The sequence below is a fragment of the Anoxynatronum buryatiense genome (assembly GCF_900182905.1).
GTDB classification, from domain to species: domain Bacteria; phylum Bacillota; class Clostridia; order Peptostreptococcales; family Tindalliaceae; genus Anoxynatronum; species Anoxynatronum buryatiense.
The window spans coordinates 240120-256603 of sequence record NZ_FXUF01000001.1 but is presented as its reverse complement, the minus strand read 5'-3'; the positions used below and the strand labels follow the sequence as shown (position 1 = coordinate 256603).

The following is a 16484-nucleotide window of genomic DNA, read 5'->3' as shown; positions in this document are numbered from 1 at the left end:
AGGGATTTTGAATGGAAGGTTTGATTGGATTAATCATCACTGTAGCAGTCGTTATTGTACTTTTGTCCGTGTTTTTAAGCTTTGTTCCGCTGGGACTCTGGGTGACGGCCTTCTTCTCGGGTGTTCGCGTGGGGATTTTTACACTGATTGGAATGCGGTTCCGTCGTGTGGCACCATCACGCATTGTCAATCCATTGATCAAGGCCACTAAAGCAGGTCTGGCATTGAACATCGACAAGTTGGAGGCACACTACCTGGCTGGTGGCGATGTCAACCGGGTTATCGACGCACTCATTGCGGCACAACGAGCTGAAATTAATCTTGAATTTGAACGGGCGGCGGCGATTGATCTGGCTGGCCGTGATGTGTTGCAAGCCGTTCAGGTAAGTGTTAATCCGAAAGTGATTGAGACTCCCAAAATTGCAGCAGTGGCCAAAAATGGCATTGAAGTAATCGCCAAAGCCCGGGTAACAGTTCGGGCCAACATTGAACGGCTGGTGGGTGGTGCAGGTGAAGAAACCATCATTGCTCGTGTTGGTGAAGGGATTGTCACCACTGTTGGATCGGCAGAATCTCACAAAGACGTGCTGGAAAACCCTGACATGATTTCACGAACCGTTCTGAACAAGGGTCTTGATGCCGGAACAGCCTATGAAATACTGTCCATCGACATTGCAGACATTGATGTGGGCCGTAATATCGGAGCACAGCTGCAGACCGATCAGGCAGAAGCTGATAAGCGGATTGCCCAGGCGAAAGCTGAGGAACGCCGTGCAATGGCTGTTGCAAAAGAACAGGAAATGAAAGCCTCTGTTGAAGAAATGCGGGCGAAAGTAGTGGAAGCCGAAGCCGAAGTGCCCAAGGCAATGGCGGCAGCTCTCCGCGAAGGTAATCTGGGTGTGATGGATTACTACAACATGAAAAATGTCATGTCTGATACAGAAATGCGCAACGCCATTTCTCGCATTAAAAAAGATGATGGCGACCATAAGGATCAGTAGAACATCCTGCATATTTTGAAAATATCTGGTGAAGCCATTGTCACTGAACAGTAAGGAAGTGATGGTATGCAAATTGAAAGCATCCTTATCTTCATTGTATTTGTGGTCATCAGTTCGATGGCCAACAGGCGTAAACAAGCCCAACAACGGCAACAACGTCAGCAACCTCAACCAATGGAAAACCAGCAGCCAAAAGTGGCTGCCAGTCAACCTAAAACTCAGCATCCATCTCAGCCTCCCAAGCCTGCCCGCCCGGCAAAAAGAACACTGCAAGATCTCTTCAGAGAAATGCAACAGGAGCTGGTGGATGAGTTCAAGCAGGCTTCGGAACAAGTGCCTGAAGATCGCAGTCTGGAAATGCAAGACCCTGCGATGGTCACCAGGTCTGCCAAATCTTCAGTGACCGCTGCAGCAAAGAATAGAGGGGCTGGACAGTCAACAGACGGGCGGAATGTTGAACCCAGCGAAACGATGAAGCGTAAGAGTCCGATATACGGAAATGAAATAAAAGAAATGCCTAAGACAGCAGCCATTGAGCTGACAGAAGAGACTGTGCTTAACGGCATCATCTTCTCAGAAATACTGGGAAAGCCCAAAAGTATGAGACGGTAACCACGAACCTGAATGAACAAGCAGAACAGCCTCGTTTCGGAGGCTGTTTTGTCTTGGGGGAAACCTACGATGACATGGTTGTTGTAGTACTCCCAATGCGTTATAATGGTGTAAATGACGTCACTGCCCATATAGCAGGATAAACGAACAGGAGGATTCTATTTGAATCAGACAGCTCAAAGATCTATTCCCGTGATCAAAGCGGAATGGATGCAAGCGCTTTTTGGTTCGGCAGACGAACACGCCAGACTTGTCAAAGAAGCCTTTGGTGTTGAGATGGTTGCACGCCAGGAAGCCGTTTTGCTTCTGGGGCCGGATGCCGGAATTAAAGCAGCGACACAACTGGTGGAAGGTCTGCTGGCCGCAAAAGACAAAGGAGAGACATTGACTCCCCAGAAAGTGGCCTACCTCATCAGTTTGATTCAGGATGATCAGGTGGAGCACATGAACCGGTTTATGGAAGAGCCGGTCTACATGACGGCTAAAGGCCGCATGATAAAGTCCAAAACATTGGGTCAGGCCCATTACATTCGAACGATGCAGCAGAAAGACCTCGCCTTTGGCATTGGTCCTGCAGGAACAGGCAAAACTTATCTGGCCGTCGCCATGGCGGTGAAAGCATTTGGAAGCAGAGAAGTGAACAAAATTATCCTCACACGACCGGCGATTGAAGCCGGCGAAAGCCTGGGCTTTTTACCTGGAGACCTGAAAGATAAAATTGACCCATACCTGCGGCCTCTCTACGATTCCCTTTTCGACATTTTGGGAGTCGATAAGTTCCAGAAGTATATGGAACGGGGACTTATTGAAGTGGCGCCATTGGCGTATATGAGAGGGCGAACACTGGATCATGCCTTTGTGATACTTGACGAGGCCCAAAATACCACCCGGGAACAGATGAAAATGTTTTTGACCCGCCTGGGTATTGGGTCAAAGGCAGTGGTGACCGGTGATATTACGCAGATTGACTTGCCAAGGGGTAAGTCATCCGGCTTAGTGGAAGCATTGGATGTAGTCAAAAGTATCCCAGAGATTGGCATTGTTTATTTGAATGATAAAGATGTGGTGAGGCACACGCTGGTGCAGAAAATCATCCGGGCCTACGAAGCCTCGGAGTCACAGAAATAGAAGACACCATCAGGAGGTCCGGTATGACATTGATAGATGGATGGAAGAAAAGGAAAAAGGGGACACCTGCAGAATCGGGAAGGCTGGAAATGAAGCGGATCGCAGGATATGTACTGATGTGTCTGCTTTTTTTCTTGGTGCTCTTTTTTACGCTCTTGGCAAGTCTTCAGCCACCCAAATATGATTTGCGTGTCGGTCAGGCAGCCCCTGAAGAAGTGTTATCACCAAAGTTGATCGTGGATCAGCACCGCACCCAGCAGCTGCGTTCAGAAGCCATGAGTCGTGTTGAGCCTGTTTATCGGCTGGACCAGGGAATTTACCCAGAAGTAAAAAGAGATATCGATTCGCTGTTTGATTTGGTCTTTGAAGTTCGTGAAATGGAAGAAGTGACACCGGAAGAAATAGTGGCCGAACTGCAGGACAACATGCTGGGAATCACTGGATACCAACTGTTGGTTTTGGCAGAAACACCGGTGGAAAGGCTACAGAATTTGCAGAACTATCTCTATGAAATAATTGCCCAGCGAATGAACCAGGGTATCAAAGTGGCAGATTTACAATGGGAGAAAGGTCAGATTCGGGAATATGTCGGTACCCTGACAGAGTTCGAGGAAAACTTAAGGGAAACAGCCGTGACTATTATCAACTCAACTATTCGCCCCAACGAGTTTTTAAATGTGGAAGCGACAGAAAATGCCCGTCAGGAAGCGGAGGAAAGCATTGAACCGGTGGTGATCCGTCGGGGCGAGGCTATTCTGCGTCAGGGTGACCGGGTGACTGCTGACCGACTGGCTCTCATGCGTGAGCTGGGACTGGTGGAGGGTGAGTATCAACCAAACTACCTGCTTTATGCCGGCATCACCCTGGTGGTGCTCTTGGTAATGCTGTTGTTTGTGGGTTATCTGTGGCAATTTCATCCAGTTCTGTTGCATCAGTTGGACAAACTGCTTCTGATTGTCCTCATTATCACCCTCATCAGTCTGATGACACGCCCCATTTTTATCTTGTCTCCCTATCTGATTCCAACAGCTGCAGGAGCTATGCTGTTATCACTGCTGGTAGACCCCCGACTGGCGCTGATGGCGAATACCATGATTACCCTTTTGGTGGGGCTTTCCACCGGGAACAACGTTCTAATGATTATGATGGGCCTGGTGGGCGGCACCGCTGGAGTGCTCAGTATGATGAACACTCAGCAACGGGGCAATATTTTCATTTCAGGTGTCATTATCGGAGCGGCGAATGTGGTGATGGTCACTGTATTCCGCCTGGTGGGTATGCACGAAAGTGTTCGTTTGTGGATGGATTTGATCTATGCTTTTCTCAACGGTATTTTATGTGCGGTTTTAACCATAGGATCCCTGCCTTTCTGGGAGTATACGTTTTCGATCCTAACGCCGTTAAAGCTCATCGAGCTGTCTAACCCATCCCATCCCTTGCTGAAGCGGTTGCTTATGGAGGCGCCGGGAACATACCATCACAGTATCGTTGTGGGAAATCTGGCAGAATCTGCCGTGAATGCTGTTGGCGGTGACGGACTTCTGGTACGCACAGGAGCTTTCTATCATGATATCGGCAAACTGAAACGTCCTTTCTTTTTCAAAGAAAACCAGTATATGATGGAGAATCCCCATGATAAACTGGCACCATCTCTCAGTGCCCTCATTATTACAGGGCATGTGAAAGAAGGCCTGGAAATTGCATTGAAGCACCGGCTGCCTGTCAAAATCAGAGCGTTTATCGAAGAACACCACGGCACCACACTGGCAGCATATTTTTTTCACAAAGCTAAAAGTGCCAGTAGCGAGCCTGAGAAAATTGATGAACACATGTATCGCTATAATGGTCCGATCCCTCAGAGCAGAGAGACGGCGATCTTAATGTTGGCCGACTCGGTGGAAGCCGCAGTTCGCAGCATGGAAAACCCCACGCGGGACAGAATCGAACAAATGGTGCAGAAGATCATACAGGGCAAACTGGACGATGGTCAACTGGAAGACAGTCAGTTAACCCTGAGAGAGCTGAAAGAAGTTCGCAAAATTTTCACCCGGATTCTGGCGGGGATCCTTCATGAACGTATCCAATACCCGGAAATGGATCTGAAGGAATTGAAAGGAAAATCACCATGAATCAAAGAGACATTCTCATCGACATTGATCATCGGCAAGATATCATCACGTTGACACTCCAACAAGAACAGCTGATTCAGCAGGCGGTGACTGCCTGCTATGAACTGGAAGACTGGCCGAAAGATTTCGAAGTCAGCCTTTCCTTTGTTATGAATGAAGAAATTCAGGCCCTGAACCGTGACTACAGGGGTAAAGACCAACCCACCGACGTGCTTTCCTTTCCCATGGATACGCCTGACAACGCCCCTGAAAAACTGTTGGGAGACATTGTGATTTCTGTTGAAAAAATGCTGGAACAGGCAACCGAGTATGGACACAGTGTTGACAGGGAAATGATCTACCTGGTGGTTCACAGTACCCTGCATCTTATGGGATATGATCATATGACAGAGAAAGACAAGCAGATGATGCGGGAAAAAGAAGAGACCATCATGAAGCGGCTGGCATTGATTCGCTAGGCCGCCGGGAGGACCGGCATGAAATCACGAAATCTCATGGACAGCTTCAACTACGCTTTTCAAGGAATCATTTACGCACTGAAAACACAGCGCAACATGAAAATCCATGTGGCCGCGGCCGTGGGAGTTCTGGTCATGAGCCTCTTTTTTCATTTGACCCGACTGGAACTGGTGATCCTCATTGCCACCATTTCTCTGGTGCTGGTGACAGAAATGATTAACACCGCCATTGAGTCAGCCATTGATCTGATGACTGATCAATACAATATTTTTGCCAAGATCGCTAAGAATGTGGCTGCCGGGGCAGTGCTGATCGCAGCCCTCAATGCACTAATTGTAGCTTATCTGCTTTTTTTTCAGCATCTCAATCCCCTTTCCAAACAAGTGCTTGAAACAGTGCGTCAGTCAGATATACATATCACCTTTATTGCCCTGATGGTGGTGGTGTTGGCCACCGTTGCCGCCAAAGCATATTTTGGCCGGGGGAAAGGAACACCAATGTCCGGTGGCATGCCCAGTGGTCACGCAGCCCTGGCTTTTGCAACGGCGACTGCCATCACCTTTATATCAAATCATGTGCTGGTTGCCAGCCTGTCTTTTCTGCTGGCGGTGTTGGTGTCACAGAGTCGTGTAGAAGGGAAAATCCACAGTTTGCTGGAAGTCGCTGCAGGTGCTCTTTTGGGGTTGTTGGTGACTGTCTTGCTGTTTCAGTTATTTCTTTAAGTTAGAATAAATCAATCAAGCGTTCCAAATCACAAGAATCAAGACACGCTAAGGAGGAAGGCATCCCTTGAAGAATCGAGTCAAATGGCTGATACTGTTGCTTCTGATGGTTTCACTGTGGTCCGCCGGATGTGGATCATCAGCACCTCAGGAAGACCCTGCAGAACTGGAAGAATCCATAGTTGAAGAAATCATGACAGAAGAACCGGAACCAAATCCCATTCCGGAGGGAATGGCAAAGAGCCCGCTCACCGGCTTATGGATTCCTGAAGAAATGGCGTCGGTGCGGCCGGTGGCCATGCAAATTAACAATATCAAGGTGGCTTACCCTCAAAGCGGTATTTCTCAGGCAGACATTATCTATGAAACCCTGGCTGAAGGCAATATCACCCGCTTGCTGGCGGTTTTTCATGTGTACGATGCAGCGAAAATCGGCCCCATTCGCAGTGCCCGTCACTATTACCTGGATATGGCCGCCAGCCACGACGCACTCTACATGCACTATGGCGGAAGCCCCCAGGCCTATGAGTACATCAGTCGTATGAAAGCACCAAATCTTGATGGACTGCCAAAACCTGACGGTGTACTAAGTTGGAGAGACCCTGAACGGCGCGCCATTCCCCGCATGCTGGAACACAGCGTCTACACCAGTCATGAGCTGATTGATGAAGCTTGGGAAAAAGCAGGTTATCGCAGAGAAGTGGCCGACGATTTTGAAAGTGGACTGCTATTTCGAAGCGAACCTAAAGCACCCTTGGGGCAGCGGGCCGACTATGTGACGATCCCCTTTTCAAATGCCTACATATCAACTTTTGATTATGAACCCGAAACCCGGGAATATATCAAATATCAATCGGGAGAACCTCATCTTGATGAGATGACAGGCGAACCGTTGCGCTTCACCAACCTGATAGTCCAGCGCACCAATATTTTCGTGATTCCCGGTGATGATGCCGGTCGTCGGGAGATCAGCATTATTGGAAGCGGCAAAGGTCATTATATTTCAGAAGGGCGTACGGTTGCCATCGAATGGAGTAAGGCAGGTTATAACCAACCCACCGTCTATGTTGAAGCCAAAACAGGCCTCCCCCTCACCATGAATCCTGGAAAAACCTATATTGCTATTTTTCCGGAACGTCAGGAAATCACGCTGGTTAAGCCTGTAGAAGCAACTGAAACACCGTAAAGGCAAATATGCCTGTCAGACTGGAGTTCACCAGTGGTAAAGAGGCACCCTATAAGAGAGGATGAAAAAAATGACACACCAGGATTTGATTCAGATAGCCCTTGAAGTTAGAGAAAATGCTTACGTTCCATATTCTCATTTCAAAGTGGGAGCCGCTTTGCTTGGAGTCTCCGGCAAAGTTTATACCGGATGCAATGTGGAATGTGCTTCTTATGGCGGTACTAACTGTGCAGAGCGCACAGCCATCTTTAAAGCAGTATCCGAAGGTGAACGTCGCTTTAAGACCATTGCTGTGGTTGGGGATCCAAATGCGTACACTTTTCCCTGTGGTATTTGCAGGCAGGTGATGGTGGAATTTGGAAAGGAACTGGAAATCATTGTTGCCAAAACACCTGAAGATTACCGGGTTTATACAATGAATGACATACTTCCCCATTCCTTTACACCGGATGATCTGGAAAACAGCAGGGAAGGAGCTCATTCACATGACCTTTAAATCAGGTTTTGTAGCCGTTGTGGGTCGTCCCAATGTGGGAAAATCGACCCTCATGAATCGACTGATCGGCGAAAAAGTGGCCATCATGTCTTCAAAACCCCAAACCACCCGTAACAGCATCCGGGGAGTTTTAAACCGCCCTGGAAGCCAGATGGTGTTGGTGGATACGCCGGGACTTCACCGTCCCAAAAACAAGCTGGGTGACTTTATGATGCAAAGTGCCATGAATACCCTGGCCGATGTGGATGTTATTCTGTACCTTGTTGAACCGGAAAATGACATAGGGCCGGGCGACCGGTATATTATGGAGATGCTGGCAGAGATCAAAACACCGGTGATTCTGGTGATTAATAAAATTGACCTTTCCAACGGCGAGCAGCTGGATCATTGTTACGGTCTTTATGAAACAACCGGCCGTTTTCAACGGATTATTCCTCTTTCAGCAACATTGGGAGTTAATTTGGAGCAGTTGCTGCGGGAGCTGGAAGCACATCTTCCTGAGGGGCCCCGGTACTTCCCTGAAGACATGATCACTGACCAGCCGGAGCGGGTGATTATGGCAGAGCTCATTCGCGAAAAAGTGCTCCAGTATCTGGAGCAGGAAATACCCCACGGGGTAGCGGTGATGACGGAGCGCATGCGACTCAATGAAGAAAAACAGCTGATGGAAGTGCAGGCCACCATCTTCTGTGAAAAGAAATCCCACAAGGGGATGATCATAGGCAAAAATGGCCGCAAGTTAAAAGGAATCGGCAAAAGTGCCCGGGAAGATATGGAGCGTTTTCTGGGAGTGAAAGTATATCTGGAGCTGTGGGTAAAAGTGAAAGAAGGCTGGCGTGATCAGGCGGCCTCTTTGCGGGACTTTGGTTACGACGAATAAAGGCGGCGGCGCTTGATGCTGATTAAAACGGAAGCATTTGTACTGAAAAGCCAAAAATACAGAGAATCAGACAGCCTTATCGTGCTTTTCAGTCGAAAGTTGGGAAAAATAAGTGCAGTTGCCAAAGGCTCGCGTCGTGCTAAAAGTCAAATGCTGGCCGGTATTCAGCCTTTTTGTCATTCTGATTTTCTGCTTTATCAGGGACGCAGCCTCTATACGGTTAACCAGGTGGAGGCAAAGCAGATTTTCTACCCCCTTCGAGAAGATTATCAGCGGTTGATGGAAGCGGCTTACCTGGTGGAGCTGGTGGATATAGAAATCAACGAAGGACAGCCCCATCCCCGTCTTTATTCTCTTTTTGGAACAGGACTGACCCTGCTCAGTCGAAACGAAACCGAGCTGAACACCCTGACAAGAGCCTTTGAAGTACACTACACCCGGGTTTGCGGCTATGCGCCACAAACAATGGCTTGTGTTGCCTGTGGTATTGCCTATTCAGAGCAATGGTCTTTTTCAGCGGCCCAGGGGGGGATTTTGTGTGGGAACTGCCGACACCAGGATCCCCAAGCCTCACACATATCCCCTACCTGCCTGAAACTGCTCAGGTATCTTGGAACCAAACCACTTCAAGATGTGGTGCGTCTTAAAATCCATCAAAAGCTCAATGACGAGCTGCAACAGCTCATGCGGCACTACCTGCTTTACCATATGGAACGCCACCAGTTCCGAAGTCAGAAGCTGCTTCAGCAACAGGGATTTCTTCCAGTCATTAAGGGCAGCGAGAAAGAAAACACCAGCACCACATTGACAGAAACAGGTAAATCTGGTACAGTCATTAAAACTGAATCTGGTGAAAACAGCGATGAGCAGAAGGAGTAATTTCCGTCACTTTCCAAAGCGAGCCGGGGCCGGTGGAAGCCTGGCGAAAGTCTGAAATGAAGGGCATCTGTGAGCTGAACTGATGAAAGTGGGTATCGCCTGAGTCGATATCAATCAGGGTGGAACCGCGGAAGACATATGATGCTTTCGTCCCTTATGCAAGGGACAGGAGGCATTTTTTTATGCTACCATACTTCCTGAACTGAAAGAGATTGTCAAATGAACAGGTAAGAGAATGCAAATATGAGAGGAGTCGTTATGATGGCAGTGGAAAAGAGCATGGAAAAAGTGGTTGCACTGGCAAAATCAAGGGGTTATATTTTTCCGGGGTCAGAAGTTTACGGAGGTCTTGCCAATACCTGGGACTACGGCCCATTAGGTGTTGAATTCAAAAACAATGTGAAAAAGGCATGGTGGAAAAAATTCATTCAGCAAAGCCCCCATAATGTGGGTCTTGACGCGGCCATTTTAATGAATCCAAAAACATGGGAAGCTTCCGGTCATGTGGGTGGTTTCAGTGACCCGTTGATGGACTGTAAAGCATGCAAATCCCGCTTTCGGGCAGATAAGCTGATTGAAGATTTTCTGGGAGATGAAGCCAGCCATGCTGCTGTGGATGGTTGGAGTACGGAAAAAATGGCGGCTTTCATTGAAGAAAATCAGATAGCCTGCCCCGAATGCAGTGCTCACAACTTCACAGGAATTAGGCAGTTTAATCTGATGTTTAAAACGTTTCAGGGAGTTACTGAAGACAGCAGTACACAAATATATCTGCGTCCCGAAACAGCACAGGGAATTTTTGTGAATTTCAAAAATGTGCAACGGTCTTCACGTAAAAAAGTGCCCTTCGGCATTGGCCAAATAGGCAAATCCTTTCGTAATGAAATTACACCGGGAAACTTTACCTTTCGTACTCGGGAGTTCGAACAGATGGAGTTGGAGTTTTTCTGCAAACCAGGAACAGATTTGGAGTGGTTTGATTACTGGTCCAACTTCTGTCACAATTGGCTCATCAGCCTGGGCCTGACTCCGGATAATTTACGGCTGCGTGAACACGAAAAAGAAGAACTGTCCCATTACAGTGCCGCCACCACCGATATTGAGTACCGGTTCCCCTTTGGCTGGGGCGAATTGTGGGGAATTGCCGATCGTACCGATTTTGACCTGAAACAGCATGCGGCCCATTCCGGGGTTGATTTCCATTATCAGGATCCGGTGTCCAATGAAAAATACGTGCCTTATTGCATCGAGCCATCTGTTGGGGCTGACCGAGTTGCTCTTGCATTCCTGGTGGATGCCTACGATGAAGAACAGGTGGGTGAAAATGATACACGAGTGGTGTTGCGTTTGCATCCGTTTTTGGCTCCCATTAAGGCGGCTGTGTTGCCCCTGGCCAAAAAACTGGGTGATGATGCGATGAAAGTGTATGATTTGCTGTCAGAACATTTTATGATTGAATATGATGATGCCGGCAGTATCGGTAAACGCTATCGCCGTAATGATGAGGTGGGCACACCTTTCTGCATTACTTTTGACTTCGATTCTCTGGAAGATGGGTGCGTGACAGTTCGTCATCGTGATACAATGGAACAAGAAAGGGTATCTATAGACGAACTCGTCCACTATCTGGCCAAGCGACTTGTATTTTAAAGGAGGAGATCGATGAAAGTTCAGGAACTGAAGTTTTTTATAGTATCCGACTCTGTGGGAGAAACTGCAGAGCTGGTGGCCCGGGCCGCACTCAGTCAGTTTGATTTTAAAAACTATGAAATCAGGCGTTATTCTTTCATGTCTGAGCCGGAACAGCTTCTTGAAATGCTGACCGATGCACAACCTGAAAGTACCATCATTTTGTACACCATGGTGGTACCAGCCATGCGTGAATTGTTGATGCGTGAAATCAATGAACGCAAATTACGGGCCATCGACCTGATGGCGGGTCTGATGGACGTTTTGGAAGATCGACTGTGTATGAAACCCAAGGGAGAAGCCGGGCTGATTCGCAAATTGGATGAACAGTATTTCCGGCGCATCGAGGCCATTGAATTTGCTGTGAAATATGATGATGGAAAAGATCCGCGGGGACTTCAAAAAGCAGATATTGTTCTCATTGGCATTTCCCGAACTTCCAAGACTCCCCTGAGCATGTACCTGGCACACCGAAACATCAAAGTGGCCAACGTGCCGCTGGTGCCGGAAGTGTCGCCGCCCAAAGAACTTTTTGAAGTGAAACCCCAAAAAATCATTGGACTGACAACAGACCCCTACAAGCTGATAGAAATTAGAAAAGAACGAATTAAAGCATTGGGACTGCAGGATAATGCCAACTATGCCAGCATTCAGCGCATTATTGAGGAGCTGGAATATGCAGACGCCCTAATGCGCAAATTAGGCTGCCCTGTCATTGATGTTTCTGCCCGGGCAGTGGAAGAAAGTGCCAGTATCATTTTGGAAATCTGCCGGGAAATTGGCTATGAGGTTGGACTGCTGAAAGGTTAAGAGAGACACTCATCAATTTCTTTTTGATGAAAACAATCTGCGGAGGTGACCATCTGTCATGAAACAGTACGTGTATGCATTTCGTGAAGGATCTTCAGAAATGAAACCACTTCTTGGTGGCAAGGGCGCAAACCTGGCGGAAATGACCCGCATAGGGCTGCCGGTGCCCGGAGGCTTCACCATTACCACAGAAGCTTGTATTGAATATTATGAACAGGGGAACATGATATGGGATGACTTAAAGCAGCAGATCGGACAAAAGCTGAGCGAGATGGAAACTGAAATAGGACATCAACTGGGAGACGTGAAAAACCCCCTGCTGGTTTCTGTTCGATCTGGCGCCGTTGTTTCAATGCCCGGCATGATGGACACCATCCTGAACCTGGGGCTGAATGATGAAACCGTTCAGGGGCTGGCAAACACCTCGGGCAATCAAAGATTTGCCTTTGACAGTTACCGACGTCTGATTCAAATGTTTGGTGATGTGGTACTGGAGATTCCCAAATACAAATTTGACAGTCTCTTGGAGAAAAAGAAAACTGAAAAAGGTGCCGCTTCCGATACAGACCTGGTGGCAGAAGATTTTATTGATTTGGTGGAAGCTTTTAAAAAAGTGGTTCAGAAGGAAACACGAAAACCTTTTCCCCAAGATCCTCAGGTTCAGCTCATGATGGCGGTGGAAGCAGTCTTCAAATCATGGAACAATCCCCGTGCCCGTGTCTACCGGGAGCATAATGATATTTCTCATCACCTGGGAACAGCGGTCAACATACAGGTGATGGTTTTCGGAAACATGGGTAATGATTCCGGGACGGGTGTTGCCTTTACCCGAAATCCTTCAACAGGTGAAAACAAGCTATATGGTGAGTTTCTGGTGAATGCACAGGGTGAAGATGTGGTGGCAGGCATCAGAACACCAAAGGATATTGAAGAAATGAAGAACCTGTTGCCCGAAGCATATCAGCAGTTCAAAGAAGTGGCACAGCTGTTGGAAAAACACTATCGGGACATGCAGGACATTGAGTTCACCGTTAACCGGGGCAAACTGTTCATGTTGCAGACCCGTACCGGAAAGCGAACCGCCCAGGCCGCCATCCAGGTTGCTGTGGACATGGTTGAAGAAGGACTGATCACCAAAGAAGAGGCTGTTCTGCGAATGAACCCTTCTGATCTGGACCAGCTGCTGCACCCCACCTTTGATGAAAAAGCACTGGAAGAGGCTGCTCTCATCACCAAAGGACTCCCAGCTTCTTCGGGAGCTGCCTGTGGAAAAATTTACTTTACCCCTGAAGAAGCGGTTAAAGCGCATGCCAGAGGTGAAACCGTTATCCTGGTGCGCAATGAGACCTCGCCTGAAGATATTGAAGGAATGGTGGCATCTGCCGGCATTCTCACGGCCAAGGGTGGCATGACCTCACACGCAGCGGTGGTGGCCCGGGGAATGGGAAAATGTTGTGTGTCCGGTGCTGGTGAGTTGAACATTAGCGAACAGGAAAAAACCATGAAAATGGAAGCGATTTCGCTGACGGAAGGCGACTTCATTTCTCTTGATGGAAATACCGGTTGCGTTTATAACGGCAAAATTGCAACCAGAGAAGCACGCCTGGGGGGGCGTTTTGTGACCCTTATGGAATGGGCGGATGATCTTCGAAAGCTGAAAGTGCGCACCAATGCCGATACTCCGAGAGACTCGGCCAAGGCAGTTGAGTTTGGAGCAGAAGGCATAGGCCTTTGCCGCACCGAACACATGTTTTTTGAAGAAAACCGGATTGCAGTCATGCGCCGCATGATTCTTTCCAGAACAGAAGATGCCCGCCGTAAAGCGCTGGCAGAGCTAATGCCCATGCAAAGAGACGATTTTGTCGCCATTTTCAAAGTGATGGGCGACAGACCCGTCACCATCAGACTTCTCGATCCCCCGCTTCATGAGTTTCTGCCTACGGCTGAAGCTGATATTCAACGTTTGGCCGGCGAACTGGATGTTTCAGTTTCTCAGTTGAAAGAAACTGTTCGTGAACTGGCTGAGGTGAACCCCATGTTGGGACATCGGGGCTGTCGATTGGCTGTCACTTATCCAGAAATCTATGAAATGCAGGTGCAGGCGATTATGGAAGCAGCCACACAACTGAAGCGAGAGGGGCATCATGTTATACCAGAGATCATGATTCCTCTTATTGGCGAAATAAAAGAGCTTCAGTATGTGAAAGAGTTGGTGCTGAAAGTGATTCACCAGGTGGCAAATGATACCGGCGAAACGGTACCCTATCTCATTGGCACCATGATTGAAATTCCACGAGCCGCCATCACTGCCGATGATATTGCCAAAGAAGCCGAATTTTTCTCCTTTGGCACCAATGACCTGACTCAGATGACCTATGGTTTTTCCAGAGATGATGCCGGCAAGTTCATCAAAGAATACCGGGATAAAGGCATTCTGGAAAAAGACCCATTCCAGCAGATTGACCGGCGCGGTGTGGGAGAATTGATGAAAACCGCTGTCAAACTGGGGCTTGAAAGTCGTAGCGACTTGAAGCTTGGTATTTGCGGCGAACATGGCGGTGATCCCAGTTCTGTTGAATTCTGCCACTTGCTGGGACTTGATTATGTTTCGTGCTCCCCCTTCAGGGTTCCCATTGCCCGACTGGCTGCGGCTCAGGCGGCCATCCGGTATCCTTCATGATGATTTGTCTCAACTGAATACAAGAACAGTACAAAGCACTGCAATTCAATACTTGCAGTGCTTTGTACTGTTCTTGGAATCGACCAGGAGATGATGGTCATGCTGGCGCTGATTGGCGGTCAAGAAACAATGACCTTTAATCTGAGCCATTGCGCATCTTATGATATAAAAGGTAAAATAGAAATAAAAAGCATTTTTCAACAACAGCGTTAACAGGTGAAAAAACTGTTAACCTCATGGACTTCTGTGAAAAAATTGGCCATCGTTGACAGTTGACAATCGGTTACTGCATGCGGTCGGTGTGAAAACCCCTGTCTTCGCGCCGCCTGGCAAATGGAAACGTCAGTAGACCGCCTAATCCTCTCTCATTATGCAATGCGTTGCAATAATTGAGGTTAAAACGCCATTTATTTGAAAATGAAAGCAACGAGAGCTGCAGAGATGGTCTGACAACGCCATCGAAATCGAAGAAGGAGGAGCTGTCTTATGGAAGTGATTAAAACACGGGATGCAGTGGGCATGGTAATTGGCCATGATCTTACAGAAATTGTTCCTGGTGAGTTTAAGGGAGTTGCCTTTAAAAAGGGACATGTGGTGCGGCAGGAAGACGTGGATCATTTGCTGCGTATCGGAAAAGAACATCTGTATGTCATGAATTTAAAAGAAGGAGAAGTTCATGAGGATGATGCGGCTACCCTATTGGGAAAAATGATTTGTGGTCCCGGTGTTCATTTCACACCTCCTTCAGAGGGGAAAATCAATCTGGTTGCCTCTGAAACAGGACTGCTGAAAATTAACCGCGACTTACAGGATGAAGTGAATGATCTGGGAGACATTTGTCTGGCCACCATTCATGGGAATCGTTCCATTGATGAAAAAGGGCTGATAGGAGGATGCCGAGTGATACCCCTGACAGTTCCACAACAGAAGCTGTCAGAGGTGACGGTCATTCTTGAGAATCAGGAACCGTTGATTCAGGTCAAGCCATACCAACCCAAGCGGGCTGCCATTATTGTCACGGGCAGTGAAGTGTTTAAGGGGAGACTAGAAGATAAGTTTGGGCCAGTGGTGGCTGAAAAATTGGCGAAATATGACGTTGAACTGATACACAGGCAGATTGTTCCTGACGAAACACAGTGCATTCGACAGGCGGTGGAAGATGCAAAAACTGCAGGCGCAAACTTGATTGTGGTGACCGGAGGAATGTCAGTTGACCCCGATGATAAAACCCCTGGTGCCATCAAGCAAACCGGTGCAGAAATGGTGGCTTACGGTACACCAGTGCTCCCGGGTGCCATGCTTCTGCTGGCCTACCTTGATGGAATTCCAGTGTTTGGGCTTCCGGGGTGTGTGATGTTTGCACATACCACTGCTTTTGATATTTTACTTCCCCGGGTAATGGCAGATGAAACCATCACCCGACGGGACATCTCCCGGCTGGGTCATGGAGGACAGTGTTTGAAATGCGATACCTGCTTCTTCCCTGATTGTCATTTTGGAAAATGTTAGCGGTAAAAAGAGGTTTCAGATGATTGAAGTTCTGAAACAAAGAGGATATCGGGTAGGAACCATTAAACACGATGTCCATGGGTTTGACATGGATCATCAGGGAAAAGACACATGGAAACACGCCTAGGCAGACTCTGACCTGGCGATGATCTCATCGCCTGAAAAATTTGCAATGATAAAAAAGGTTGAGACCGAGCGAAAACTGGAAACACTCGTTGCTGAGATTAAAGATGTGGACATTCTCATCACAGAAGGACAAAACGCGGGAATACACGAAACCCTGACGATGAAGAATCATTCAATT

The 16484-nt window shown here is 48.0% G+C and carries 15 protein-coding genes; all 15 read left to right on the top strand.

Annotation, left to right across the window (positions count from 1 at the left end):
- Nucleotides 1-11: 11 nt before the first annotated feature.
- Nucleotides 12-1001 (top strand): flotillin-like protein FloA, encoded by a 990-nt coding sequence (gene floA / locus QOL74_RS01160; RefSeq protein ID WP_283407593.1) that lies wholly within the window; start codon nucleotides 12-14, stop codon nucleotides 999-1001.
- A 66-nt stretch (nucleotides 1002-1067) separates the two neighbouring features.
- Nucleotides 1068-1613 carry a hypothetical protein gene (locus QOL74_RS01155; protein ID WP_283407592.1) on the top strand — a complete coding sequence of 182 codons (546 nt, stop codon included), beginning with the start codon at nucleotides 1068-1070 and terminating at the stop codon, nucleotides 1611-1613.
- A gap of 162 nt (nucleotides 1614-1775) precedes the next feature.
- The gene (locus QOL74_RS01150) at nucleotides 1776-2741 is read left to right on the top strand and encodes a PhoH family protein (RefSeq protein ID WP_283407591.1); all 966 of its coding nucleotides are present in this window, start codon (nucleotides 1776-1778) and stop codon (nucleotides 2739-2741) included.
- Nucleotides 2742-2764: 23 nt separating this feature from the next.
- Nucleotides 2765-4870, top strand: a complete 2106-nt coding sequence (locus tag QOL74_RS01145) for an HD family phosphohydrolase (protein ID WP_283407590.1) — start codon at nucleotides 2765-2767, stop codon at nucleotides 4868-4870.
- A complete protein-coding gene (gene ybeY / locus QOL74_RS01140; RefSeq protein WP_283407589.1) occupies nucleotides 4867-5328 on the top strand; it encodes an rRNA maturation RNase YbeY in 462 nt (153 codons plus the stop codon). The genes QOL74_RS01145 and ybeY overlap by 4 nt, the downstream gene beginning before the upstream one ends.
- Before the next feature lie 18 nt (nucleotides 5329-5346).
- On the top strand, nucleotides 5347-6051 hold the full coding sequence (locus QOL74_RS01135) for a diacylglycerol kinase (protein WP_283407588.1): 705 nt from the start codon (nucleotides 5347-5349) through the stop codon (nucleotides 6049-6051).
- A 67-nt stretch (nucleotides 6052-6118) separates the two neighbouring features.
- Nucleotides 6119-7237 (top strand): DUF3048 domain-containing protein, encoded by a 1119-nt coding sequence (locus QOL74_RS01130; protein ID WP_283407587.1) that lies wholly within the window; start codon nucleotides 6119-6121, stop codon nucleotides 7235-7237.
- Between the two features lie 70 nt (nucleotides 7238-7307).
- Complete coding sequence (locus QOL74_RS01125; RefSeq protein ID WP_283407586.1) at nucleotides 7308-7733, top strand: cytidine deaminase; 426 nt, start codon at nucleotides 7308-7310, stop codon at nucleotides 7731-7733.
- A complete protein-coding gene (gene era, locus QOL74_RS01120; protein ID WP_283407585.1) occupies nucleotides 7723-8613 on the top strand; it encodes a GTPase Era in 891 nt (296 codons plus the stop codon). Before QOL74_RS01125 ends, era begins: the two co-directional genes overlap by 11 nt.
- A 15-nt stretch (nucleotides 8614-8628) precedes the next feature.
- The gene (recO, locus tag QOL74_RS01115; RefSeq protein WP_283407584.1) at nucleotides 8629-9492 is read left to right on the top strand and encodes a DNA repair protein RecO; all 864 of its coding nucleotides are present in this window, start codon (nucleotides 8629-8631) and stop codon (nucleotides 9490-9492) included.
- A 261-nt stretch (nucleotides 9493-9753) separates the two neighbouring features.
- Nucleotides 9754-11142 carry a glycine--tRNA ligase gene (locus QOL74_RS01110; RefSeq protein ID WP_283407583.1) on the top strand — a complete coding sequence of 463 codons (1389 nt, stop codon included), beginning with the start codon at nucleotides 9754-9756 and terminating at the stop codon, nucleotides 11140-11142.
- Nucleotides 11143-11154: 12 nt separating this feature from the next.
- A complete protein-coding gene (locus QOL74_RS01105; RefSeq protein WP_283407582.1) occupies nucleotides 11155-11991 on the top strand; it encodes a pyruvate, water dikinase regulatory protein in 837 nt (278 codons plus the stop codon).
- A gap of 58 nt (nucleotides 11992-12049) precedes the next feature.
- Nucleotides 12050-14671, top strand: a complete 2622-nt coding sequence (gene ppdK / locus QOL74_RS01100; protein WP_283407581.1) for a pyruvate, phosphate dikinase — start codon at nucleotides 12050-12052, stop codon at nucleotides 14669-14671.
- Nucleotides 14672-15157: 486 nt separating this feature from the next.
- A complete protein-coding gene (locus tag QOL74_RS01095; protein ID WP_283407580.1) occupies nucleotides 15158-16180 on the top strand; it encodes a molybdopterin-binding protein in 1023 nt (340 codons plus the stop codon).
- On the top strand, nucleotides 16167-16307 hold the full coding sequence (locus QOL74_RS01090) for a molybdopterin-guanine dinucleotide biosynthesis protein B (protein WP_488153916.1): 141 nt from the start codon (nucleotides 16167-16169) through the stop codon (nucleotides 16305-16307). Before QOL74_RS01095 ends, QOL74_RS01090 begins: the two co-directional genes overlap by 14 nt.
- The last annotated feature ends 177 nt before the right edge of the window (nucleotides 16308-16484 follow it).

What these genes read in the sequence shown, in the direction of transcription:
- floA (WP_283407593.1), top strand. Translation starts at nt 12, where the DNA reads ATGGAAGGTTTGATTGGATTAATCATCACTGTAGCAGTCGTTATTGTA.
- QOL74_RS01155 (WP_283407592.1), top strand. Translation starts at nt 1,068, where the DNA reads ATGCAAATTGAAAGCATCCTTATCTTCATTGTATTTGTGGTCATCAGT.
- QOL74_RS01145 (WP_283407590.1), top strand. Translation starts at nt 2,765, where the DNA reads ATGACATTGATAGATGGATGGAAGAAAAGGAAAAAGGGGACACCTGCA.
- ybeY (WP_283407589.1), top strand. Translation starts at nt 4,867, where the DNA reads ATGAATCAAAGAGACATTCTCATCGACATTGATCATCGGCAAGATATC.
- QOL74_RS01135 (WP_283407588.1), top strand. Translation starts at nt 5,347, where the DNA reads ATGAAATCACGAAATCTCATGGACAGCTTCAACTACGCTTTTCAAGGA.
- QOL74_RS01125 (WP_283407586.1), top strand. Translation starts at nt 7,308, where the DNA reads ATGACACACCAGGATTTGATTCAGATAGCCCTTGAAGTTAGAGAAAAT.
- era (WP_283407585.1), top strand. Translation starts at nt 7,723, where the DNA reads ATGACCTTTAAATCAGGTTTTGTAGCCGTTGTGGGTCGTCCCAATGTG.
- recO (WP_283407584.1), top strand. Translation starts at nt 8,629, where the DNA reads ATGCTGATTAAAACGGAAGCATTTGTACTGAAAAGCCAAAAATACAGA.
- QOL74_RS01110 (WP_283407583.1), top strand. Translation starts at nt 9,754, where the DNA reads ATGGCAGTGGAAAAGAGCATGGAAAAAGTGGTTGCACTGGCAAAATCA.
- QOL74_RS01105 (WP_283407582.1), top strand. Translation starts at nt 11,155, where the DNA reads ATGAAAGTTCAGGAACTGAAGTTTTTTATAGTATCCGACTCTGTGGGA.
- ppdK (WP_283407581.1), top strand. Translation starts at nt 12,050, where the DNA reads ATGAAACAGTACGTGTATGCATTTCGTGAAGGATCTTCAGAAATGAAA.
- QOL74_RS01095 (WP_283407580.1), top strand. Translation starts at nt 15,158, where the DNA reads ATGGAAGTGATTAAAACACGGGATGCAGTGGGCATGGTAATTGGCCAT.